This is a genomic window from Leifsonella bigeumensis (assembly GCF_039537265.1).
In the GTDB taxonomy this organism is placed as follows: domain Bacteria; phylum Actinomycetota; class Actinomycetes; order Actinomycetales; family Microbacteriaceae; genus Terrimesophilobacter; species Terrimesophilobacter bigeumensis.
Map to the genome: position 1 here is coordinate 1 of NZ_BAABAE010000001.1, position 21,195 is coordinate 21,195.

The window sequence follows — 21,195 nt, forward strand, 5'->3', positions numbered from 1 at the left end:
AACTAGACAGCTCCAACTCGACTACGGAGGTCTCTCCTACGTCAACAACGATCCGGGTCAGTACACCTAGCCCGGGCGCGATCCGCCCCACCGCCGGCCGCTCAGTCGTTGTTGCGCCCAGGCACCGGTGCGATATGCCCTTTGTAACGCTCAGCCCGCCGCTCGAACTCGGCCCGGTCGGCCTCGCTCAGCATGAAGTCGCCGTGATAGGCGACCGACAGGTATTCGGGCTCCCAGCCGAGTGAGGCGACCGCGGCATCCGACGCCGCCGTGAGGATGCCGGTCTGGTCCTGGGTGAGGTCGAGGATGGTGAACTGCAGGCTGCCGCGGCTCACCTCGGGCGGCTGACCGGCGAGCACCCAGCGGCCTTGGGTCTCGAGGGTGAACCCGCCGAAGTCCTGGATGCCGGCCGGCCCCTGAACGTTGGCCAGGGCAGGTTCGCCGAAACCGTGATGCTTCATGATCTTCGTGACAATGGCGACCGCGCGGTCCTTGTCGGCCCGGTCGCGCAGGGTCGCCGTGGTCTGCCAGGTCACGCTGTCCCAAGTGTTGAGCAGCGAGGTTCCGTGGTACCGGTTGGATACGCGCTCGGTCACCGCCTCGCCCTTCGCGACCCACTCGAAGCCGAACTCGGCCGTGATCGCCTCCCGGATGTCTGCCATCGCGGCGTCGACGCGCGGCTCGAGCTCCTCAATGGTCTGGTTCTGCAAAATCTGGTCCGTCGACACCTGCGGCACTCCGGGGAACTGACTCCACGGGTCGGGCGCGGGAGCGAACGCGCGCGCGAGGGCGATGCCGCCGAAGGTGCAGCCGATCGCGGTGATCACCGCGAAGACAAGCCAGCCCCTCCAGCCGCGCCACCACCGCCAGGCGAAGAAGCGCTTCGCCGCGGATGGTCGCCGAGGCGCCGGCCTCCGAGGTTCAGAGCCCTGAATAAACGTGCAGCCCCTTGAAGAACAGGTTCACGATCGTGTAGTTGAACGCGACGGCGCCCATGCCCACGAGGGCGAGCCAGGCCGAACGGGTGCCGCGCCAGCCGCGGGTCGCCCGCGCGTGGATGTACCCGGCGAACAGCACCCAGATGATGAAGGTCCAGACTTCTTTGGTGTCCCAGCCCCAGTAGCGGCCCCAGGCGCGCTCCGCCCAGATCGAGCCGGCGATGAGGGTGAAGGTCCAGAACACGAAACCGACGACGATGACCCGGTAGGCGAGGTTCTCGAGCCTCTCGGAGTCCGGCATCGTACCGAGGAAGCGCAGGCGGCTGAGCCGGTCGGCCTCACGGCGAGTCTGCAGCAGTTGCACGATCGAGAGCCCTGCACCGACCCCGAAGAACGCGGTGCCGAGCGTCGCGACGAACACGTGGATGATGAGCCAGTACGACTGCAGCGCCGGCGGCAGCGGCGTCACGGCGACGTAGAAGTTGACCGTGCCGACGCCGAGCACGACGAGCGAGAACCCGGTGATGTAGGTGCCGAGGAAGCGCAGGTCCTGCCAGAACTGGATGAACAGGAACACCCCGACGACGATGCCGGAGGAGACGAGTGAGAACTCGAACATGTTCGACCAGGGCACGTGCCCGTCGGCGAACCCCCGGAGCACCGCACCGGCGACGTGCAGCACCCAGGCGATGGCGGTGAGCGAGAAGGCGGCCCGCTCCATGCGGCGGCTGGGGCCCCCGGCCGGTTCGGCATCCGCAGCCGTTGTCGTCGGACGCTGCAGGGTCGCGACGATGCCGCCACCGGATGCCGCGACGGCGCCGCCCTCGCGCGCGACTGCTGCCGTGGCCTTGGTGGTGGACTCCGCCGAGCGCTTGGCGAGGTCGAGCGTGAAGAACACGAAGGCGATGAGGTACACGGCCATCGCCGAGTAGATGGCGACGAGGGAGTACGACGCGAAGGTTTCGGTCACGGGCTCCAGCCTAAGCCTTCATTCGGGAAGTATGGCGTGCCGCGATGTCGGCGACCGCGGCTTCGAGGCCTGGGTCCTCGCCGCGCGCGAGGCCGGCGTATTCGAGCCGGATGCCGCCCTTGCGCTCGGTGGCCTTGACCCACACCCGGCGGCGCGGGATGAAGAGCGAGGTGAGGAGCCCGGCGACGGCGAGCACGGCGAACAGCAGCACCCAGCCCTGCGCAGGATCGTGGTGGATGTCGAGCGAGGCGAACCGCGGGACGCTGTGCGACCAGTCGTCGGCTGCCGCATCCGGCGACGCCGAATCGAAGGTCACCGAGCCGAGGCCGTCGGGCAGTTCCGCGGTCTCCCCCGGCTGCAGTTCGAGCGCTGGGGCATCGGCCCCGTCGCCGGCGATCGCCGTGAGCCCACTCGGGTCCAGCGCGTAGACGTTCTGCGGCACGCCGCTGTCGAGACCCAGGTCGCCTTTATAGACGCGCAGGGTCAGCATGGGGTCGCGCAGGTCCGGGTGGATCGAGGTGAGTGCGCCGTTCGGCAGTTCGCGGGCCGTCGGGTAGAAGAAGCCGATCATGGCCAGCTGCTCGGGGAGGGCATCCGGAACCCTGACGACGCCGGTGGAGGTGAGGTTCGAGTCCTGCGGGAGGAAGGGGACGGAGGCCGTGAACGCGATGTTGCCGTTGCCGTCGCGCACCGTGATGGTCGGCGCGTAGCCGTTGCCGAGAAGGTACAGGTGGGTGCCGCCGAGTTCGAGCGGCTCGTTGACCTTGACCGTTCCCTTCGTGCCCTCCTCGCCGGGGAGCCAGGTGGTGAGGTGCGCCGAATAGTCGATCGGCTGCCCGTAGGCGACGATGCTCTGCTCCTCGTAGGTGGCCTCGAAGTCGTCGAGCGTGATGCGGTACGGGGTGAGCGCCGCGTCGGTGAAGAAACGCCCCGGCGTGAAGGAGTCGTAGGCGCCGCGCACGTTCGCGAAGGACTGCCCCTCGACGAGCACCTTCTGCCCGGTGTAGCCGAAACCGCCGCCGAGGCCCACCGCGACGAGCACGCCGATGAGCGCCGTGTGGAACACCAGGTTGCCCGTCTCGCGCAGGTAGCCGCGCTCCGCCGACACCGAAAGGTGCTTCGCTCCCTCGTACAGCGTCACGCGGTAGCCGCTGCCGCGCAGGAGGGCACGGGCCGATTCGATCGCGGATGCCGCATCCGTCTCGTCGTCGTCGGCCGTCGCGTAGGCGGAGAGCCGCTCGAGTCGGACCGGCGTCTTCGGGGGAGCGGCGCGCAGGGCGCGCAGGTGGTGGAGGGTTCGGGGCAGTACGCATCCGATGAGCGAGACGAACAGCAGCAGGTAGATCGCCGAGAACCAGGCCGAGGTGTAGACGTCGAAGAGCTGCAGCTTGTCGAGCACTGGCGCGAGTTCTGCATTGTTCGCGAAGAACTGGATGACGCCGTTCGGGTCCGAGCTGCGCTGCGGCCACATCGACCCGGGCACTGCGGCGATGGCGAGCAGCAGCAGGAGCACGATCGCGGTGCGCATGCTCGTGAGCTGGCGCCAGAAGAACCTCAGGTAGCCGACGATGCCGAGCTTCGGCTGGGTGATGCCGGGATCGGGCGTGGACGGCCCGGAGCCCTCGATGTGGTCATAGGGGCGTGACAAAGGCTCCGATCACCGCCCCGAGGGACGAGACGATGGCCTGCCAGAGGCCGGTGACCATGAGTAGTCCGATGGCGACGAGCATGACGCCCCCGACGATGTTGACGACCCGGATGTTGCGCTTCAGCCAGGCGACCGACCCGCTCACCCAGCCGAATCCGAGCGCCACGAGCAGGAAGGGGATGCCGAGGCCGAGGCAGTAGACCGCGCCGAGCAGAGCGCCGCGCGCCGGCGAGCCGCCGTCGAGGCTGAGGGCGAGCACCGCGGCGAGGGTCGGGCCGATGCAGGGCGCCCAGCCGAGGCCGAAGACGACCCCGAGGAATGGGGCGCCGGCGAGCCCGGTGGCGATGCGCCAGCGCGGTTTGATGGTGCGCTGCAGGAAGGTGAACTGCCCGATGAAGACGAGGCCCATGACGATGATGATCACGCCGGCGATGCGGGTGATCAGGTCGAGCCATTGCTTCAGCAGCAGCCCGGCCACACCGAAGACGAGGCCGAAGGTGACGAAGACGAGGCTGAACCCGACCACGAAGAGCAGCACGCCGAGCAGCAGACGGTTGCGATTGGAACGATCGGTCGCCCCCTCCCCGCTGCCGGTGAAGCCGCCGACAAAGCCGAGGTAGCCGGGAACGAGCGGCAGGATGCACGGCGAGACGAAGGAGATAAGTCCGGCGAGCAGGGCGATCGGCACGGCGAGGAGGAGGTTGCCGCTCAGAACGAGCTCGCCGATCGGGTTGATCACTTCTCGCCCTCGGCGACGAGCGTCTTGATGATCGCATCGAGGATCGACGCGGCCGGGAGCTGACCGAGGATGCGTGCTGCGACCCTGCCCTCGCGATCGAGCACGATGGTGGTCGGCAGTGCGCTCGGCGCCACCGTGCCGGCGAAGGCGAGCTGAACCGCAGCGGTCTTCGCATCGATCACCGAAGGGTAGGTGACGCCGTAGGTCCTCGCGAAGGCGAGGGAGGTCCCCGGCTCGTCGTAGGTGTTGACGCCGAGGAACACCGCCCCCTTCTCCGACCATTTCTGGGAGAGCTTCTCGAGCTCGGGAGCCTCGACGCGGCACGGGGCGCAGTAGCTCGCCCAGAAGTTCACGACGAGCACCTCGCCGAGGTAGTCCTCGCTGGAGACATCGAGCCCGGCATCCGTGACCCCCTCGAACTCGACCTTCTGCGTGCGCTGGTCCTGCTCGATCTCGAGCACACTGCCGTCGCCGGCGACGTAGTTCTTGTTGCCGCCTGAACCGTAGTCGAGCGCGAGCTGGTCGGTGGTGCAGCCTGCCAGCGCGAGCGTCGCAGCGGTCGCGAGCGCGGCCAGTCCCAGAATCCTGCGCCCGCGCATCAGACGGCCCCGGTGTCGACGGCCTGGGCGAGCAGGTCTGCGGCCGGATCGCGGTAGCCGACCTCGGCGAAGGTGTCCCCACGCCGCTCGAAGGTCGTGATGCTGGAGAGGCTGCAGCGGCGCTGACGCGGATCGTGCCACAGGCGACGACCGGCGAGCTCGCTCGTCAGGGTCCAGATGGGGAGCTGGTGGCTCACGAGGACGACGTCACCGCTCTCGGTGCCGCTCCAGGCGTCGTCGAGCGCGGCCAGCATCCGGTCGGCGATCGAACGGTACGCCTCCCCCCAGCTCGGGCGGAACGGGTTGACGACCCACGGCCAAGACTGCGGGCGCAGGATGACCTGCGGGCCGAACTCGAAGGTGCGGCCCTCGAAACGGTTGGTCGGCTCGATGAGTCGCTCATCGGTCTCGACAGGTATTTCGAACAGTTCGGCGAAAGGCCGGGCCGATTCCTGCGCGCGCTGCAGCGGGGAAGCGACGAGCCGCGTGACCGGACGCCCGTCGGCCTTGACGGATGCTGCTGCCGCCGCCGCCATCCGCGTGCCCAGCTCGGAGAGGTGGTACCCCGGCAACCGTCCGTAGAGCACGCCGTGGGGGTTGTGAACCTCCCCATGGCGGACCAGGTGGACGAGTGATGCGGGCACCCATCCATCCTAGGTAAGTCCTGCCCGGTAAACTTCGGGAGTGACCCAACGCACCCTCATCAAGAACCTCGCCGCCTCGAACGACGGGCCCGTCACGGTGTCCGGCTGGGTGGATACGGTGCGCGACCAGAAGAAGGTGCAGTTCGTCGTGCTGCGCGACGAGTCAGGGGCCGTGCAGCTCGTCCATCCGCGTGCGGAGGAGACCGATCCCATCGCCGACACGATCTCCGCTCTCGGCCACGGCAGCTTCCTCACCGTCTCCGGCATCCTCAAGCACGACGAGCGGGTCAAGCTCGGTGGTATCGAGGTGCTCATCGAGTCGATCGAGGTCGTCTCCGAGGCGCTCGAGTCGCCCATCGCCGAGGACACCGGCATCGACAAGCGCATGGACTGGCGCTTCCTCGACCTGCGCGTGCCGCGCAACAACCTGATCTTCCGCATCCAGACGACCCTCGAGCACGCCTGGCGCACCTACTGGGTCGAGCACGACTTCGTCGAGATCCACACCCCGAAGCTCATGGCGAGCGCGAGCGAGTCGAAGGCGGAGCTGTTCGAGGTCAAGTACTTCGACACCAAGGCCTACCTGGCGCAGAGCCCGCAATTCTTCAAGCAGATGGCGCAGCCGGCCGGCTTCGGCCGCGTGTTCGAGATCGGACCCGCGTTCCGCGCCGACCCGAGCTTCACGAGCCGGCACGCCACCGAGTTCATGAGCGTCGACTCCGAGCTCAGCTGGATCGACAGCCACGAGGACGTCATGGGGCTCCACGAGGAGCTCATGGTCGCCGGCCTCACGGCGGTCAAGGAGAAGCACGGCGCCGAGATCGAGGAGGCGTTCGGGGTCGTGGTGACGGTGCCGACCACGCCGTTCCCGCGCATCCCGCTCGCCGAGGCGAAGCGCATCGTCGCCGAGCGCGGCTATGAGGTTCCGCGCCACGACGACGACATGGACCCCGAGGGCGAGCGCCAGATCGCGGCCTACGTCAAGGAGCAGTTCGGACACGAGTTCGTGTTCCTCACCGACTACGCCTCGAGCATCCGGCCGTTCTATCACATGCGCCACGAGGCGGATGCGACGCTCACGAGAAGCTATGACCTCATCTTCAACGGCGTCGAGATCTCCACCGGCGCGCAGCGCGAGCACCGCATCGACGTTCTCGAGGCACAGGCGCGCGACAAGGGCCTCGACCCCGAAGAGCTCGCCTTCTACCTCGACTTCTTCCGCTACGGGGTGCCGCCGCACGGCGGATTCGGCATGGGGCTTTCGCGCGTGCTCATGCTCCTGCTCGGACTGCCGAACCTGCGCGAGGCCACCTACCTCTTCCGCGGGCCCACGCGGCTGCTGCCGTAGCGACCCCAGGTCGAGCGGCCGACGAGCGGGCGCCTCTGCGTCGCTTGGGGAGGCGATCACCGGGTGGTTCGCCGTGGCACCTCACTCGCCTGGTCGCATCAGGACTCGTGTCGACACCCTAGTCCTGGGCGGGGGCGGGCTCCGCGACGCCGTGCTCGTATGCGTAGATCACGGCCTGCACGCGATCGCGCAGCTCGAGCTTCGCGAGCACGCGGCCGACGTGCGTCTTCACTGTCGTCTCGGACACGAAGAGCGTCTCGGCGATCTCCGCGTTGGTGAGGCCGCGGGCGAGCAGCCACAGGATATCCTGCTCGCGGGGCGTGAGCCGCGTGAATCTTTCCGTCGAGACCGGCGTCACCGGCGCCCGCTGCAGGAACGCCGTGATCATCCGCCGTGTGACGCTCGGGGCGAGCAGCGATTCGCCGGCGTGCACCGAGCGGATGCCTGAGACCAGCAGTTCCGGCTGCACGTCCTTCAGCAGGAAGCCGCTGGCGCCCGCCTGCAGCGCGTCGTACACATACTGGTCCATGTCGAAGGTGGTGAGCATGACGACGCGGGTGCCGGCACTGATCGCCGGATCGGCGACGATGCGCCGGGTGGCCTCGATGCCGTCGGTGCCGGGCATCCGAACATCCATGAGCACGATGTCGGGTTGCAGGATCCGGGCCTGGGCGATCGCGTCGTCCCCGTCGATCGCGTCACCGAGCACTTCCAGGTCGGGTTCGATCTCCAGGATCATCCGGAACCCGCGCCGCACGAGGGCCTGGTCGTCGGCGATGAGGATGCCGATGCTCACGCTGCACCTCCGCCTGTGGCCTGTGCGATGGTCGCCCGTGCGCTGGTCGCCTGGGTGGTGGCATCCCCGCCCGCGGCATCCTGTGTGCGCGGCAGGCGTGCGATGAGTTCGAACCCGCCCCGCTCGCGCGGGCGGGCGATGAGCGTGCCACCGTACAGCGAGACGCGCTCCCGCATGCCGAGGAGGCCGTGGCCAGGCTCGGTGTGCGGGGCGACGGCGGATCCGTCGTCCCGGATCGTGATGACGATGTCGTCCGCACCGTGGGTCACCGTCACCTCGACCTCGTGCGGCGACACCGCATGCCGGAGCGCGTTCGTGAGGCCCTCCTGGACGATGCGGTACGCGGTCAGGTCGATCCCTGGCGTCGATTCCGCTCCGTCGCCCACCACGTGAGGGGTGACGGGAAGGCCGGCATCCCGGAACTTCGCCACGAGCGCTTCGAGCTGGTCGAGGCCAGGGGCGGGATGCCGGTCGAAGTCATCGTCATCCTGGCGCAGCATCCCCACGACCCTCCGCATCTCGACGAGCGCCTCCCGTCCGACAGCCTCCACGGTCTCGAGCGCCTGGCGCTCGGCGACCTGGTCCGAAGTGAGCCGTCGACGCACCGCGGATGCCTGCACCGTCATCACACTCACGCTGTGCCCGATCACATCGTGCAGTTCCCGGGCGATGCGGTTGCGCTCCTCGACCGCAGCGCGCGCCTCCAGCTCCGTGCGTACGGCACGCCGCTGCGCGACATGCAGAACCTGGCTGCGCACGAGCGCCCCGACGAGCCAGGCAACCACCCACGGCGAGAACCAGCCGAGCTGCTCGAGGCGCATGAGCGGCGTCGTGACGATCGGGTCGAAGAGGTCCCACGCGACCCACAGCGCGGCGAGCAGCACGAGCCCCCACCACGACCTCCGCCGGTCGACGTACCGGCCGACCGAGTAGCCGGCGATCATGCCCGGCAGGGCGACCCCGAGCCCCTCCGGCGCGCCGAAGATCGCGAACTCGATGACGCTGACAGCGGTGATCCCGGCCAGGCACCATAGCGGTGTGACGCGGCGGATCACCAGGAGCAGCCCCGTGATCACGTAGACCGCGGCCTCGGCGGCCGGCGGGCCCTGCAGCTGGGTGGCGTTCACGCCCCAGAACGCCTCGAGGATGCCCGAGACGGCAACCGCGACGGCGATCGCGATATCAAACGCCCAGCTCCGAGGCCTCACGCTCTCACCGTACGACGTGTCCCACGTGCGCGCATCCTCCTAGCGCAGGACCCCCGCATTGTCATCGCGAATGACGTCGCCCGACGAGACGACCGGTGTGCGGACCTACCGGATGACGCGAAGATCGTCAGCCCTCACGACGCGCACCGGGGGCACGGGCTCCTACCGTTCGGAGTGCGGCCCGAGATCCGGGCGGCTCACCCTCGGGGAGGAAGCAATGTCCACATCCATCGTTCCACGCTCCGCCGGCCTCGGCCTGCTCGTGTACGTCCTGGCGACCTTCATCGCCTTCATGCTCTCCGGGGCGCCCGGCGGCGACTACTCCGACGCGAAGATCGTCGACTACATCGCTCCGTCGCACGCCACGGTCGCCTTCATCGTCTGGTACGTCGCCGCACTGGGTGCCCTCGCGCTCGTCGTGTTCGGTGCGGGCCTGCGCCGAATCCCCGGCATCGGCCAGCCGCTGTCCGCTCTCGCCACCGTCGCCGCCGCCCTCAGCGTGGCCGGGTCCTTCCTGGCCGGTGGCGTGGCGGTCGGGATGGTGGAGGGTGGCAGCGCGGTGCAGCAGCAGGCCCCGCACAGTGCGGTCTACCTCCTGACCGAGATCGGAAACCTGCTCGCGGTGTGCGGACCGGCCCTGTCCGTCGGTGTGATCGCGATCGTGCTCGCCGTGAAAACCCGGATGCCGGTCTGGGTGCGCGTGGTAGCGGTGGTCGGCGGTGTTTGCGGCATCCTGGCGCCGTTCTTCTTCACGTATTTGATCTACGTGATCGCCGCGCTCGCACTGAGCGTCGCCTTCATGACCGAACGGGCGGTGAGGGATCGGAAGCCGGAGCAAGCCGCCTCCATCGTGTGAGACACACCGCTGCGCTCCACCGGACACGCCACTGCTCCCCTGGGGAGCAGCGGCGTGAGCAACCCGTTCTAGGTGAGATCCTCGATCTTGGCGCCGCCCGCGTTCTTGATCACGGACTCCGCCGCGCTCTTGGCGGATGCCTTGGCCACGTAGTTCTCGCTCACCGCGAGCGTCTGGCCGTTGCTCGCGACGATGCGCCAGAAGTACGGCTGGCTGGTGGACTTGCCCTTGACGATCTGGATCTTCATGGTCGTGCTCCTTAAGTCCGCCCCTGATGACGGTTGGACTCATCCTAAGCACTGCCGTCGGCGACGCAACGGTCAACGTGACGAAGGTACTGCATCCGCCGATCAGGGTGCCGTCAGGATGCGCCGAGGATCGCGGCGCGCAGGGCCGCCGGGTCGACATGCCAGTGCGCGTGCTCGACACCGTCGACGAGGATGACCGGGATCTGCTCCCAGTAGCGTTCATGCAGCTCGGGGTCGTCGAGAATGGACAGCTTCTCGACCTCGACCTCCGCCGAGGAGCCGAGCTCGGCGATGACGCCGTCGATCACGCCGGCCGCGACGTCGCACAGATGGCAGTCCGGTTTTCCGATGATGGTGAGCTGGGTGTTGGCCACACTGCGAGCTTAGTTCGCGCGGCTAGCATGGTCGGAATGGCCTCGACCCCGACCGCGCCGACCGGCGGATGCATCATCGCGTTCTTCGACGTGGACAACACGCTCCTGCGCGGCGCGAGCATCTACCACCTCGGACGCGGGGCGTTCCGGCGCGGCATGCTCACGGTCCGCGACCTGCTCGTCTTCGGCTGGCAACAGCTTCGGTTCATCGCGGTCGGCGAGAACAACCTGCACCTCGAGCGGGTGCGCGAGCGCGCACTCGAACTGGCCGGCGGCTACTCGGAGGCCGACCTCGTCGAACTCGCCAACGAGGTCTACGACCGCTACATCAGCCCGAAACTCTGGCCGGAGTCGGTGGCCCTGGCGAACGACCACCTCGCCCGCAGTCACCAGGTCTGGCTCATCACAGCGACCCCGACGGCGATCGCGAAGGTCATCGCCGGAAGACTGGGTCTCAGTGGGGCGCTGGGCACCGAGATCGAAGCCGTCGACGGCATCCTCACCGGTCGTCTCGTCGGCGAGGTCCTCCACGGCAGGCGAAAAGCGGATGCCGCCCACGCACTCGCCACTCGTCTGGGCGCCGACCTCACCGAGTGCTGGGCGTACTCGGACTCCCGCAACGACATCCCGCTGCTCGGTCTCGTCGGGCATCCGGTCGTCGTGAACCCGGATGCCGCTCTCGCGCGCCACGCGAAGACGCACGGCTGGCTGCAGCTACGGCTCCGAGCATCCAGTATCCGGGCGGCACGGAGATCGGGGAAGGAAGCGGGCGGCGACAAAAAACGCCAGGCCGACTAGCCTGGCGTCCTTCGCAGCGAACTCGTCGCTACTTCTTGTTGCGGCGCTGGTGACGCGTTTTGCGAAGCAGCTTGCGGTGCTTCTTCTTCGCCATGCGCTTGCGACGCTTCTTGATTACTGAACCCATACACACCTCATAGAATTGCGGCTCCACCGATTCGTGAACCGTGACGACCGGGTTCGTTCCGAACCGCGGAAAATGCCTCGGGCAAGTCTAGCGGATCGTAATCCGGTGCGACGACCGGGCGGTTTCGACAAGCTCAACCGGAGAAATACGGCTCAACTGGAGACGTGCGGCTCAACGGAGACGTGCGGTTCAGCCGGAGACGTGCGGCTCAGCCGGCGGCGATGTCGCTGTCGGAGACGTGCGTGTCGATCGCCGCCTGCACGGCCGACTCCGGAACGCGGAACGAGCGTCCGAACCGGATGGCCGGCAGCTCGCCGGCATGGACGAGCCGATACACGGTCATCTTCGAGACGCGCATCATCTCGGCCACTTCCGCGACCGTGAGAAACCTCACGTCGGAGAGATCGCTTGCCATCGGACAGAACCCCTTGAGTCAAGGCACTCGAATCGGGTGTTACCAGAGTGCTAATTCGATACTTTAGGGGCCAAAGTGACTTCTTGTCCATGACCCTATCGGGGGTCACTCCCGATTCCGGCTCAGGAATCGTCGTGGCGCCGACCCAGTTTCTCGCGAATCGGGTCGATGACCTTCTTCTCCACCTTCGCGGAAGCCTCCTCGATCGCGTGAGTCGCCCCCTCGATGACCGTGCGCACCTGGTGCGAGGCCTCGGCGACGGTGCGTCCCACCGCGGTGCCGGCATCCGCCGAATGCTCGATCGTATCGGCCACCCTGCGCAGCGGAGCGGGAAGGCCGGAACCCGACCATGCCGCGAAGACGGTGGATGCTGCGTCATCGGACTCGCCACCGTCGAAGTCGGCGCTCAGGAAGGGGATGAGCCAGTCCTCGACATCCTCGAGGGGCTCCGCCTCCAGCCGGTAGAACCGGTGCTGGCCTTCATCGCGCACCACGACGAGACCGGCGTCGCGCAGCACCTTGAGGTGTTTGGAAACCGTCGGCTGGCTGAGGCCGAGCGCCTCGACGAGTTCGCTCACGCTCAACTCGCCCACCTCATGGTCGGAGGCGATGGAACGCTCGAGCAGCACCCGCAGAAGCTCCCGGCGAGTCGAGTCCGCGATGACGTCGAAGATGTCTGCCATCCAAACAGGGTACCGGCCGTAGCTGGGGAGTACCATGACAAGCTGCTGCACCCACGTGCGGCTGGTCCAGTCGGCAAAAAGGGGACAGGATGCGTGCCAGGGCCGTCGCCCGCGGTTCCGTGTTCGAGCGGATACGCGACTTCGTCGACTTCTTCGCGGCCTCCTCGCCCGCCCGCTTCGCGATCCTCGTCTTCACCGGTCTGGTGCTCCTGCTCACCGCGGTGCTGTCGCTGCCGATCGCGACGATCGACCGTTCGGGAACTCCACTCGCGGACGCGTTCTTCACGGCCATGTCCGCGATCTGCGTCACCGGACTCGCCACCGTCGACATGGCCAGCCACTGGTCGACCTTCGGCAATGTCGCGATCCTCGTGGGCCTCGAAGTCGGCGGCATCGGCGTCCTCACCCTCGCGAGCATGCTCGGGCTCATCGTCTCGCGCCGGCTCGGCCTCAAGGCCAAGCTGCTCGCCGCCAGCGACACGAACGCGCTACGCCTGCACTCCGGCCCCGTCTCTGAGAGCCAGGCCATCCGGCTCGGCGAGATCGGCGGACTCCTGGCGACGGTCGCGATCAGCGTCCTCGCGATCGAGGCCTTCATCACGCTGCTCATCGCGCCACGTCTCCTCCTGGCCGGCAAGGACCTGTGGTCTTCGATCTGGCAGGGGTTCTACTTCGCGACCTCGGCGTTCACCAACACGGGTTTCGTGCCCACCCCTGAGGGCCTCGAACCGTTCGCGGCCGACCCGTGGATGCTCTCCGCCATCTCGCTCGCCGTCATCCTCGGAAGTCTCGGCTTCCCCGTCATCTTCGCCCTGGCACGGTACTGGAGGACCCCGCGCCGCTGGTCGCTTCATGTCAAGCTCACCCTCGTGACGACCGGCATCCTCGTCGTCGCCGGCGCGATCGCGATCTACGCGCTCGAATGGAACAACTCGGCCACGATCGGCGCGCAGGACCCCGTCGTCCGCCCGATGACGGCCACCTTCCTGTCGGTCATGACGAGGTCGGGTGGTTTCTCCACGGTCGACATCGGCCAGATGCACGACTCGAGCCTGCTCGTCATGGACATGCTCATGTTCGTCGGTGGCGGCTCCGCCTCCACCGCGGGCGGCATCAAGGTCACGACCCTCGCCGTGCTCTTCCTCGCCGCCTTCGCCGAGGCTCGGGGCGACAGCGACATCCAGGTGTTCCAACGGCGCATACCGCCGGATGTCCTCCGTCTCGCGGTGAGCGTCGTCCTGTGGGGCGCCACGATCGTCGCCGTCGCCACCATCGCCATCCTGCAGACGACGACCGCACCACTCGACAAGGTGCTCTTCGACGTGATCTCCGCGTTCGGAACCTGCGGCCTGTCGACCGGGGTGACCGAGAATCTCCCGGATGCCGGCAAATACATCCTCGCCGCCACCATGTGGGCGGGTCGCGTTGGTACAGTGACCCTTGCCGCAGCGCTCGCTGCCAGCCAACGCCGACAGTTGTTCACGCGAGCAGAAGAGAGGCCCATCGTTGGTTGAGAAGATTGCCCACAACGCGCCCGTCCTGGTGATCGGACTCGGGCGATTCGGTGCCGGCGCCGCCGGCCAGCTCGACCGTCTCGGCCGGGAGGTGCTCGCGGTCGACGACAGCCTCGCACTCGTGCAGAAGTGGGCTGACCGCGTCACGCACGCCGTGCAGGCGGATGCGCGCAGCATCGAAGCGCTCAAGCAGATCGGTGCGCAGGACTTCTCCGTCGCCGTCGTCGCGGTCGGCTCCTCGATCGAGGCGAGTGTGCTCATCACCGCGAACCTCGTCGACCTCAAGATCCCGCAGATCTGGGCCAAGGCGATCAGCCAGTCGCACGGCAAGATCCTGGCGCGCATCGGCGCCAACCACGTCATCTACCCCGAGGCGGAGGCCGGCGAGCGAGTCGCCCACCTCGTCTCCGGCCGGATGCTCGACTTCATCGAGTTCGACGATGACTTCGCGATGGTGAAGATGTACCCGCCGAAGTCGATTCGGGGGGTACCGCTGTCGGAGACGGACATCCGGAAGAAGTTCGGTGTCACGGTCGTCGGGGTGAAGTCGCCGGGGGCGGAATTCACCTACGCAACGGCCGAGACGGTGATCTCCAACCACGACCTCATCATCGTGAGCGGCAAATCGGGCGCGATCGAGAAGTTCTCCGCGCTGCAGAGCTAACCTGCCGCGAGTTCTTGCGCGCGCTCCAGCGCGGCCGCGGTCGCCTTGTCGAAGAGCCCCTTGAGATCGGCCTTCTCGAGTTCGGCGATCGCCCGCTCCGTCGTTCCCTTCGGGCTCGTCACCTGGATGCGCAGTTCCTCAGGCGTCTTCCCGGATGCCGCAAGCAGTTCGCTCGCCCCGAGGAACGTCGTGTTCACGAGCGTCGCCGCCTCCTCAGGGCTGAACCCGAGTCCCATCGCCGTCGCGGTGAACTGCTCGATGAGGTAGAACACGTAGGCCGGGCCGGAGCCCGAGATGGTGCTGAGCGCGTCGATGCGTTCCTCCGGAACCACGACGACCGTTCCGACGGTCTCGAACAGCGCCGTCGCGAGCGCGAGGTGCTCCGCCGTCGACCGGCTGCCGGCGCTCAGCCCGGTCACGGCACGGCCCACGATCGCCGGGGTGTTGGGCATGGCGCGCAGGACCCCGACGGGCTCCGGAAGGAGCGCCTCCATGGTCCGGGTCGTCACACCGGCGGCCACACTCACGACGATCGCATCCGGATCGAGGGCGTCTCCGACCTCGCGCAGCAGATCGGGGACCATCGCCGGCTTGACCGCCGCGAGCACGATCTTCGCCCCGCTCACGGCCGCGAGGTTCGCCCGCGGGTCGGACTCCGTCGAGAAACTGGCTACGCCATCCGAGCGCAACGCCGCCGCCTTCTGCTCGGTGCGATTCGTCACCCGGATGCCGCCCTCGACCGTGACACCCGGCCCGAGCAGCCCGCTCAGGATCGCGCCGCCCATCGAACCAGCCCCGAGGATCGCCACTGCTGGGAGAGTCACCATGCGACCATCCTAGGATTGACGCGTGGACACGAAACGAGAAGAACGATGAGTACGACCGGTGGCAAGAAGGCGATCATCGCGGCGCTGCTCGCGAACCTCGGCATCACCATCACCAAGTTCATCGCCTGGGCGATCTCCGGCTCGGCCTCGATGCTGGCCGAGGCCGTGCACTCGGTCGCAGACACCGGCAACCAGGGTCTGCTGCTGCTCGGCTCGCAGCAGGCGAAGCGCAAAGCCGACGAAGATCACCCGTTCGGTTACGGCCGCGAGCGCTACGTCTACGCTTTCGTGGTCTCCATCATCCTGTTCTCGATCGGCGGCGTGTTCTCGATCTATGAGGGCGTCAACAAGCTCAATCACCCGCATGAGCTCAAGTACGCCTGGCTGCCGATCGCTGTGCTGCTCGTCGCGATCGTGCTCGAGTCGTTCTCGCTGCGCACCGCGGTGCGGGAGTCCAACCACGTCCGCGGCAACGAGACCTGGGTGCAGTTCGTGCGCCACGCGAAGGCCCCGGAACTCCCGGTCGTGCTCCTCGAGGATGTCGCCGCACTCACCGGTCTGGTCTTCGCCTTCCTCGGCGTCGGGCTCACCGTCATCACCGGCAACAGCGTGTGGGACGCCGTCGGAACCCTCGCGATCGGCGTTCTCCTCGTTCTCGTCGCGGTCGTCCTCGGAATCGAGACGAAGAGCCTGCTCGTCGGCGAGGGCGCCAGGCCGGCCGATGTGGCCGCCATCCGCGACGCCATCAACGAGGAGGCATCGGTCGAGGCCCTCATCTACATGAAGACCCTCTACCTCGGCCCCGAGGAGTTGCTGGTCGCGGCGAAGGTCGCCTTCGCCCCGAAGAGGAAGCTCCAGGATGTCGCGGCCGCCATCGACTCGCTCGAGGAGCGGGTGCGCGCTGCCGTCCCCATCGCGCGGGTCATCTTCATCGAACCGGACATCTATCACGCGCCGCGCAAGGGCAACCCGCCCACCGACTCGATCGTCATCAAGGCGTCGGATTGACCGCGGCGGAGGTCGGCGCCGGCCCGGCGCCACGGCGAGCGATCGTGCTCCGGCACAACGACCACATCACGCTCGGCAACCTCGAACCGGTCCTGCGCGAACGCGGCTACGACATCCGGATCGTCGACGCGGCGGTCGAAGACGTCACGGCGCTCGACCCGGAGGACGGCGACCTGCTCATCGTGCTCGGCGGCGAGCAGGGAGCCTACGAGACCGACCTGCATCCGCACCTGGCCGACGAACTCGTGTACATCCGCGGGCGCATCGACGCCGAGAAGCCGATCTTCGGGATCTGCCTGGGAGCCCAGCTCATGGCCGGTGCGCTCGGCGGACACAACTACAAGGGCGAGAAACCGGATCTCGGCTATCGCGAGGTCGAGCTCACCGAAGCCGGGCTCGCCTCGCCGATCCGCCACGTCGCGGGCGTCGGGATGCTCGAGTGGCACGGAGATCACTACACGCTGCCCGAGCGCGCGACACTGCTCGCGAGCGGTGACGCCTACGACAACGAGGCGTTCGCGATCGGCGACTTCGGGCTCGCGGTGCAGTTCCACCCGGAGGTGACCGACGACATGCATGAGGTGTGGACGCTCAACTCGACGGAACTCTTTGCCGAGGAGGGCGTCGACGCGGACGAGTGGCGTGCGCTGGGCCGCGGGCACCAGCCGCCCATGCAGCTCGCCTCCCGTGCGATGTTCAGCGAGTGGCTCGACGGGCTCGGTCTCTAGCGCCGGGCGGCGAAGAACTCCCTGAGCAGCTCGGCGCTCTCGGCCTCCCGGATGCCGGCGTGCACCTCGACGCGGTGCGGCAGCCGGCGGTCGCGCAACAGGTCGTGCACGCTGCCGGCCGCCCCCGCCTTCTCGTCCCACGCGCCGAAGACGACGGTCGGGACGCGCGCCGCGAGAATCGCCCCCGCACACATCGCGCACGGCTCGAGGGTGACCACGAGTGTCGTCCCGGTGAGCTGCCAGGTGCCGAGCGCCTCGGCAGCGGCCCGGATCGCGAGCACCTCCGCGTGCGCCGTCGGGTCCCCGGTGAGCTCGCGCTCGTTGCGACCGCGCCCGATCACGGCGCCATCCGCTCCGATGAGGATGGCGCCGACGGGCACGTCCCCGGTCGCCGGGCAGGCGCGCGCCTCGGCGAGCGCTTCGGACATCCACCCGTCGAAATCCGCCACCGCCGTCACCTCCGCTGTCAAGTAGATTGAGCCTATGCGAGTCCACGTTGCCGACCACCCGCTCATCACCCACAAGATCACGGTTCTGAGGGACGAGAGGACTCCGTCGCCGGTGTTCCGCGCACTCACCGAGGAACTCGTCACACTGCTCGCCTACGAGGCGACGCGAAACGTACGCGTCGACAAGGTGACGGTGCGCACGCCCGTCGCCGAGGCATCCGGACTGGCGATCAGCAAGCCCCGACCGCTCGTCGTGCCCATTCTGCGCGCCGGGCTGGGGATGCTGGAGGGCATGGTCAAGCTCGTCCCCACCGCGGAGGTCGGGTTCCTCGGCATGGTCCGGAACGAGGAGACGCTGCAGCCGGCCATCTACGCCGAACGGCTGCCCGACGACCTCTCCAACCGCCAGTGCTTCGTGCTCGACCCGATGCTCGCGACGGGCGGGTCGCTGCTCGCGGCGATCAACTACCTGTTCGACCGCGGCGCCGTCGACGTGACCGCGGTGTGCCTGCTCGGCGCACCGGAGGGCCTCGCCGCGATCGAGAAGGCGACCGAGGGCCGCGAGGTCACGATCGTGCTCGGCGCCCTCGACGAGAAACTCAACGAGGTCGGCTACATCGTGCCGGGACTCGGGGATGCCGGCGACCGCCTGTACGGCACGGTCGACTGAGTGCGCGAGTTCTCATCGCCGAGTGATCGTGGTTCGGACGAAAGATACCGCCTCGGCGCCATCGCTCGTCCGAACCACCATCATTCGCGGATAACACAGCAACCGGTTTGACAAAAGTTGCGTCGGTGCAGGATAGTTGCGTCATGACTCTGAACGCGCACACCCTGACCTCCGTAGAGGCCCACGGGGTCGTCGGCACGATGATGCCGTCGCGTGCCGTCTCCTGTTGTCGAATGTGTGCCTAGTCGGCCAACCTCTCGCCGAACCGCGCTCAGGCTGAGCACGCGGTTCCCGGATGCCGATCCTCATCGCGATCGCGCATCCTTCACGCACTGAAGTTACCGAAGGCGGAACCTTCTCATCAGAGGGCCTTCACCCGATCCCACAGGGATTCGACATCATGTCACTCGCAACCATCGAACTCGACCATACCCACAACTACTCGCCCGCAGCCCTGCACGCCGTGCCGGAGCCGGTTCCGGAGTCGGCCTCGCCGCCGGGCGCGGCGCGGATCCGCGCAATACCCAACGGGCCGGAAGCCCGCGGCTTCGTCCTCTACGTCGGCATCGACGAGGCGAAGGCCGCGGCATCCGGAACCGATCTCGGCTCGCTCGTCACCGCCCTGCGCCGGCTGACCGCCGAGCTCGCGCCGGCATCCGAGACCTACGCCGCCGTCGCCCTCGCCCCCCGCGGTTCCGGTGGCCGCGACGTCGACGTCGTGCGGCTCGCACTGCAGGACCCCGCCGCCCTCGCCCGCCACCGGCAGGAGGATCCCGTCGAGGAGGGTGGTCGCCGCGAAGGCGTCATCGTCGACCTGTCGCGCAAACGCGTGCAGCTCGACGAGCAGACCGCGCCGCTCACCTACAAGGAGTTCGAGCTGCTGCAGTACCTCGTGCTGCGCGTCGGTCGCACCGTCGCCAGGTCGGAGCTCATCACCTCGCTGTGGGGCGACGGCGACGAGGACGTTCCGAACGAGCGCACGATCGACGTGCACGTCCGGCGTCTGCGCTCCAAGCTCGGCGGCTACGAGGACATCGTGCGCACCGTGCGCGGCGTCGGCTACCGTTTCGACCGCCACGCGGATGTCTCGGTGCGGCACGCGACGACGCCCAGCCCCGACTTCTGAGCTGTGTCGGCGCCGCCGCCCCTGCGGCGCCTGGTGCGACGGGTATCCCGGCCGGCGTCATTGCCGCGGAGAACACGGATGTCGCCGAGCGCGGTCGCCGACATCCGCCGATCCACCCCTGCGGCGCACCGCGCGATGCATTGCCCGGCGCCGGTCGCATTGGTCGATACTGTGGGGTGACGAAAGGGGTGCGATGCCCGTTGCCCTCTCCGCCGACGAGACGGATGCCGTGGTCGCCCGCCTGCGCGCAGCCGGCTGCGTCTTCGCAGAAGACGAAGCCAGGCTGCTCGTCGAGACCGCCGCGTCGCCCGCAGAACTCGACGACCTGGTGGCGCAGCGCGCCGAAGGCCGGCCGCTCGAATACCTCCTCGGCTGGGTCGAGTTCTTCGGCATGCGGATCGCCATCGACCCGGGGGTCTTCGTCCCGCGGCGCCGCACCGAGTTCCTGGTGCGGGAGGCGATCGCCCGCGCGAACTCGGGGGCCGTCGTCCTCGACCTGTGCTGCGGATGCGGCGCGATCGGCATCGCGATCAGTTCCGCCATCGAGGGTGCGGAGCTCTACGCATCCGATGTCGAGCCTGCGGCGGTCCGCAATGCCCGCCGCAATTTCGAGCTCTCCGGTGGCCGCGTGTTCGAGGGCGACCTCTTCGACCCGCTCCCGGATGTCCTGCGCGGCCACGTCGACATCCTCACCGCCAACGTGCCCTACGTCCCCACCGAGGCGATCGCGCTTCTCCCGCCGGAGGCCCGCGACCACGAGCCGAGACTGACCCTGGATGGCGGCGCCGACGGTCTGGACGTTCTCCGCCGCGTCGCGGGCGAGGCCCCCGTCTGGCTGGCGACCGGCGGGATGCTCTTCATCGAGGTGGGCGAGGACCAGGCGGATGCCGCATCCATGGTCTTCGCCCGGGCGGGCCTCGCGCCGGTCGTCGCACGTTCGGAGCACTTCAACTCGGTTGTCGTCATCGGCGAGCGCCGGGCCTGAGGTCGAGGGTCGAGCGCGTCACCCTCCCGCGCAACGGATCAGCATCCTGAACCGATCGCGTGCGCATCCTCGGCAAACTCGCAAGAAAATAACAGAAGTATAACTAGACGCCCGTTATCGAACTGTTATATAGTTCAAGAGCAGAAGTTGTTTGCTGTGGCAGCTACTGCGGAATGTGATTGCAGGACACTCTTGGTGCAAGGGAAGAGGGCCCGTCGCTAGCCTCTGCGACGGGCCCTCAGTCCGTCCCCCGCCACCACGCCCTGCCGGCGCGACGGCACGGTGGTCATCGCATCCACCTCGGCTTTGTAGAGTTGAGCCGAGGACAAGGGGAGGACCGTGACCGACGCAGCAACCGCGGTGGCCGCCTGGGAGGCGCTGTTCCGCGCCCAGGTCTCCGTCATGCGCCGGCTGTCAGCGGAGTTCCCCGCCGGCGAGGTCTCACTCAACGACTACGACGTGCTCTTCACCCTCTCGCGCGCGCCGGAACGGCGCCTGCGCATCCGGGACCTCGGCGAGAACCTGCTCATCTCGCAGCCCAGCGTCAGCCGGCTCATCGACCGACTGGTGGGCCGCGGTTTCGTCGCGAAGATCGCCGACCCGGATGACGGGCGCGGCATCATCGTGATCCTCACGGATGCCGGCTTCGCCGCGTTCCGCCGCGCGGCCGTGCGCCACATGGAGTCGATCGTCGATCGTGTCGGCGATGCGCTGACCGATGACGAACTGCGGCAGCTCACGGAACTGTGCGACCGGTTGCGGCTCGGGGCGGCATCCGCCCGACCGTGATCGCCCCGCTCAGTCGGCGCGGGATCAGCCGGTGCACTCGGCAC

Annotated in this window: 26 protein-coding genes; 11 read left to right on the forward strand and 15 right to left on the reverse strand. The window is 68.0% G+C overall.

Features of this window, described 5'->3' with window-relative positions; genetic code table 11:
- Positions 1–101: 101 nt before the first annotated feature.
- The 6 genes from ABD678_RS00005 to ABD678_RS00030 form a co-directional block, all read right to left on the reverse strand.
- Positions 102–827, reverse strand: a complete 726-nt coding sequence (locus ABD678_RS00005; protein ID WP_344752455.1) for a hypothetical protein — start codon at positions 825–827, stop codon at positions 102–104.
- 94 nt (positions 828–921) lie between these two features.
- Positions 922–1,908, reverse strand: a complete 987-nt coding sequence (gene ccsB, locus ABD678_RS00010; protein WP_344752457.1) for a c-type cytochrome biogenesis protein CcsB — start codon at positions 1,906–1,908, stop codon at positions 922–924.
- Between the two features lie 10 nt (positions 1,909–1,918).
- On the reverse strand, positions 1,919–3,556 hold the full coding sequence (gene resB / locus ABD678_RS00015; protein ID WP_344752459.1) for a cytochrome c biogenesis protein ResB: 1,638 nt from the start codon (positions 3,554–3,556) through the stop codon (positions 1,919–1,921).
- Positions 3,540–4,292, reverse strand: a complete 753-nt coding sequence (locus tag ABD678_RS00020) for a cytochrome c biogenesis CcdA family protein (protein WP_344753507.1) — start codon at positions 4,290–4,292, stop codon at positions 3,540–3,542. The genes resB and ABD678_RS00020 overlap by 17 nt, the downstream gene beginning before the upstream one ends.
- Positions 4,292–4,894: a TlpA family protein disulfide reductase gene (locus ABD678_RS00025; protein WP_344752461.1), complete on the reverse strand. Its 603-nt coding sequence runs from the start codon at positions 4,892–4,894 to the stop codon at positions 4,292–4,294. The genes ABD678_RS00020 and ABD678_RS00025 overlap by 1 nt, the downstream gene beginning before the upstream one ends.
- Complete coding sequence (locus tag ABD678_RS00030) at positions 4,894–5,538, reverse strand: histidine phosphatase family protein (protein WP_344752463.1); 645 nt, start codon at positions 5,536–5,538, stop codon at positions 4,894–4,896. Before ABD678_RS00030 ends, ABD678_RS00025 begins: the two co-directional genes overlap by 1 nt.
- A 40-nt stretch (positions 5,539–5,578) precedes the next feature.
- On the opposite strand from ABD678_RS00030, the gene aspS reads away from it, so the two are divergent.
- Complete coding sequence (gene aspS, locus ABD678_RS00035) at positions 5,579–6,886, forward strand: aspartate--tRNA(Asn) ligase (RefSeq protein WP_344752465.1); 1,308 nt, start codon at positions 5,579–5,581, stop codon at positions 6,884–6,886.
- 118 nt (positions 6,887–7,004) lie between these two features.
- Here the strand turns inward: aspS and ABD678_RS00040 are convergent, their stop codons facing one another.
- Both ABD678_RS00040 and ABD678_RS00045 read right to left on the reverse strand, forming a co-directional pair.
- A complete protein-coding gene (locus ABD678_RS00040; protein ID WP_344752467.1) occupies positions 7,005–7,682 on the reverse strand; it encodes a response regulator transcription factor in 678 nt (225 codons plus the stop codon).
- Positions 7,679–8,890, reverse strand: a complete 1,212-nt coding sequence (locus tag ABD678_RS00045) for a sensor histidine kinase (protein WP_344752470.1) — start codon at positions 8,888–8,890, stop codon at positions 7,679–7,681. The genes ABD678_RS00040 and ABD678_RS00045 overlap by 4 nt, the downstream gene beginning before the upstream one ends.
- Positions 8,891–9,107: 217 nt before the next feature.
- Here ABD678_RS00045 and ABD678_RS00050 point away from each other — a divergent pair, with 217 nt between their 5' ends.
- On the forward strand, positions 9,108–9,746 hold the full coding sequence (locus ABD678_RS00050; protein WP_344752472.1) for a hypothetical protein: 639 nt from the start codon (positions 9,108–9,110) through the stop codon (positions 9,744–9,746).
- A 68-nt stretch (positions 9,747–9,814) separates the two neighbouring features.
- On the opposite strand, the gene ABD678_RS00055 is transcribed toward ABD678_RS00050, so the two are convergent.
- Positions 9,815–9,994: a YegP family protein gene (locus tag ABD678_RS00055; RefSeq protein ID WP_104095978.1), complete on the reverse strand. Its 180-nt coding sequence runs from the start codon at positions 9,992–9,994 to the stop codon at positions 9,815–9,817.
- Between the two features lie 113 nt (positions 9,995–10,107).
- The gene (locus ABD678_RS00060) at positions 10,108–10,368 is read right to left on the reverse strand and encodes a glutaredoxin family protein (protein WP_344752477.1); all 261 of its coding nucleotides are present in this window, start codon (positions 10,366–10,368) and stop codon (positions 10,108–10,110) included.
- 36 nt (positions 10,369–10,404) lie between these two features.
- Here ABD678_RS00060 and ABD678_RS00065 point away from each other — a divergent pair, with 36 nt between their 5' ends.
- A complete protein-coding gene (locus ABD678_RS00065) occupies positions 10,405–11,166 on the forward strand; it encodes an HAD family hydrolase (protein ID WP_344752479.1) in 762 nt (253 codons plus the stop codon).
- Between the two features lie 28 nt (positions 11,167–11,194).
- On the opposite strand, the gene ABD678_RS00070 is transcribed toward ABD678_RS00065, so the two are convergent.
- The 3 genes from ABD678_RS00070 to ABD678_RS00080 form a co-directional block, all read right to left on the reverse strand.
- Positions 11,195–11,293 (reverse strand): 30S ribosomal protein bS22, encoded by a 99-nt coding sequence (locus tag ABD678_RS00070; RefSeq protein ID WP_003792170.1) that lies wholly within the window; start codon positions 11,291–11,293, stop codon positions 11,195–11,197.
- A 208-nt stretch (positions 11,294–11,501) separates the two neighbouring features.
- Entirely contained in the window at positions 11,502–11,708 is a 207-nt protein-coding gene (locus ABD678_RS00075; RefSeq protein ID WP_344752481.1) for a helix-turn-helix domain-containing protein, read from the reverse strand.
- A 122-nt stretch (positions 11,709–11,830) separates the two neighbouring features.
- Positions 11,831–12,391: an ArsR/SmtB family transcription factor gene (locus ABD678_RS00080; protein ID WP_344752483.1), complete on the reverse strand. Its 561-nt coding sequence runs from the start codon at positions 12,389–12,391 to the stop codon at positions 11,831–11,833.
- Positions 12,392–12,480: 89 nt separating this feature from the next.
- On the opposite strand from ABD678_RS00080, the gene ABD678_RS00085 reads away from it, so the two are divergent.
- Together ABD678_RS00085 and ABD678_RS00090 are read left to right on the forward strand one after the other, a co-directional pair.
- Positions 12,481–13,905: a TrkH family potassium uptake protein gene (locus ABD678_RS00085; protein WP_344752485.1), complete on the forward strand. Its 1,425-nt coding sequence runs from the start codon at positions 12,481–12,483 to the stop codon at positions 13,903–13,905.
- Complete coding sequence (locus tag ABD678_RS00090; protein ID WP_344752487.1) at positions 13,898–14,569, forward strand: potassium channel family protein; 672 nt, start codon at positions 13,898–13,900, stop codon at positions 14,567–14,569. The genes ABD678_RS00085 and ABD678_RS00090 overlap by 8 nt, the downstream gene beginning before the upstream one ends.
- On the opposite strand, the gene proC is transcribed toward ABD678_RS00090, so the two are convergent.
- Entirely contained in the window at positions 14,566–15,396 is an 831-nt protein-coding gene (gene proC / locus ABD678_RS00095; protein WP_344752489.1) for a pyrroline-5-carboxylate reductase, read from the reverse strand. The two genes, ABD678_RS00090 and proC, sit on opposite strands and share 4 nt — an antisense overlap.
- A 45-nt stretch (positions 15,397–15,441) precedes the next feature.
- Between proC and ABD678_RS00100 the strand changes: the two genes are divergently transcribed.
- Both ABD678_RS00100 and ABD678_RS00105 read left to right on the forward strand, forming a co-directional pair.
- Positions 15,442–16,404 (forward strand): cation diffusion facilitator family transporter, encoded by a 963-nt coding sequence (locus ABD678_RS00100; RefSeq protein WP_344752491.1) that lies wholly within the window; start codon positions 15,442–15,444, stop codon positions 16,402–16,404.
- Positions 16,401–17,132 carry a glutamine amidotransferase-related protein gene (locus ABD678_RS00105; RefSeq protein WP_344752493.1) on the forward strand — a complete coding sequence of 244 codons (732 nt, stop codon included), beginning with the start codon at positions 16,401–16,403 and terminating at the stop codon, positions 17,130–17,132. Before ABD678_RS00100 ends, ABD678_RS00105 begins: the two co-directional genes overlap by 4 nt.
- Here the strand turns inward: ABD678_RS00105 and ABD678_RS00110 are convergent.
- Positions 17,129–17,560 carry a nucleoside deaminase gene (locus ABD678_RS00110; protein WP_344753509.1) on the reverse strand — a complete coding sequence of 144 codons (432 nt, stop codon included), beginning with the start codon at positions 17,558–17,560 and terminating at the stop codon, positions 17,129–17,131. The genes ABD678_RS00105 and ABD678_RS00110 overlap by 4 nt on opposite strands.
- A 55-nt stretch (positions 17,561–17,615) precedes the next feature.
- Between ABD678_RS00110 and upp the strand changes: the two genes are divergently transcribed.
- The 4 genes from upp to ABD678_RS00130 all read left to right on the forward strand — a co-directional run bounded on the left by upp (position 17,616) and on the right by ABD678_RS00130 (position 21,151).
- Positions 17,616–18,251 carry a uracil phosphoribosyltransferase gene (upp, locus tag ABD678_RS00115; RefSeq protein ID WP_344752495.1) on the forward strand — a complete coding sequence of 212 codons (636 nt, stop codon included), beginning with the start codon at positions 17,616–17,618 and terminating at the stop codon, positions 18,249–18,251.
- Between the two features lie 400 nt (positions 18,252–18,651).
- Positions 18,652–19,377, forward strand: a complete 726-nt coding sequence (locus ABD678_RS00120) for a winged helix-turn-helix domain-containing protein (protein WP_344752497.1) — start codon at positions 18,652–18,654, stop codon at positions 19,375–19,377.
- Between the two features lie 193 nt (positions 19,378–19,570).
- Positions 19,571–20,362 carry a putative protein N(5)-glutamine methyltransferase gene (locus tag ABD678_RS00125; RefSeq protein WP_344752499.1) on the forward strand — a complete coding sequence of 264 codons (792 nt, stop codon included), beginning with the start codon at positions 19,571–19,573 and terminating at the stop codon, positions 20,360–20,362.
- Positions 20,363–20,701: 339 nt separating this feature from the next.
- Complete coding sequence (locus ABD678_RS00130) at positions 20,702–21,151, forward strand: MarR family winged helix-turn-helix transcriptional regulator (protein WP_344752501.1); 450 nt, start codon at positions 20,702–20,704, stop codon at positions 21,149–21,151.
- The last annotated feature ends 44 nt before the right edge of the window (positions 21,152–21,195 follow it).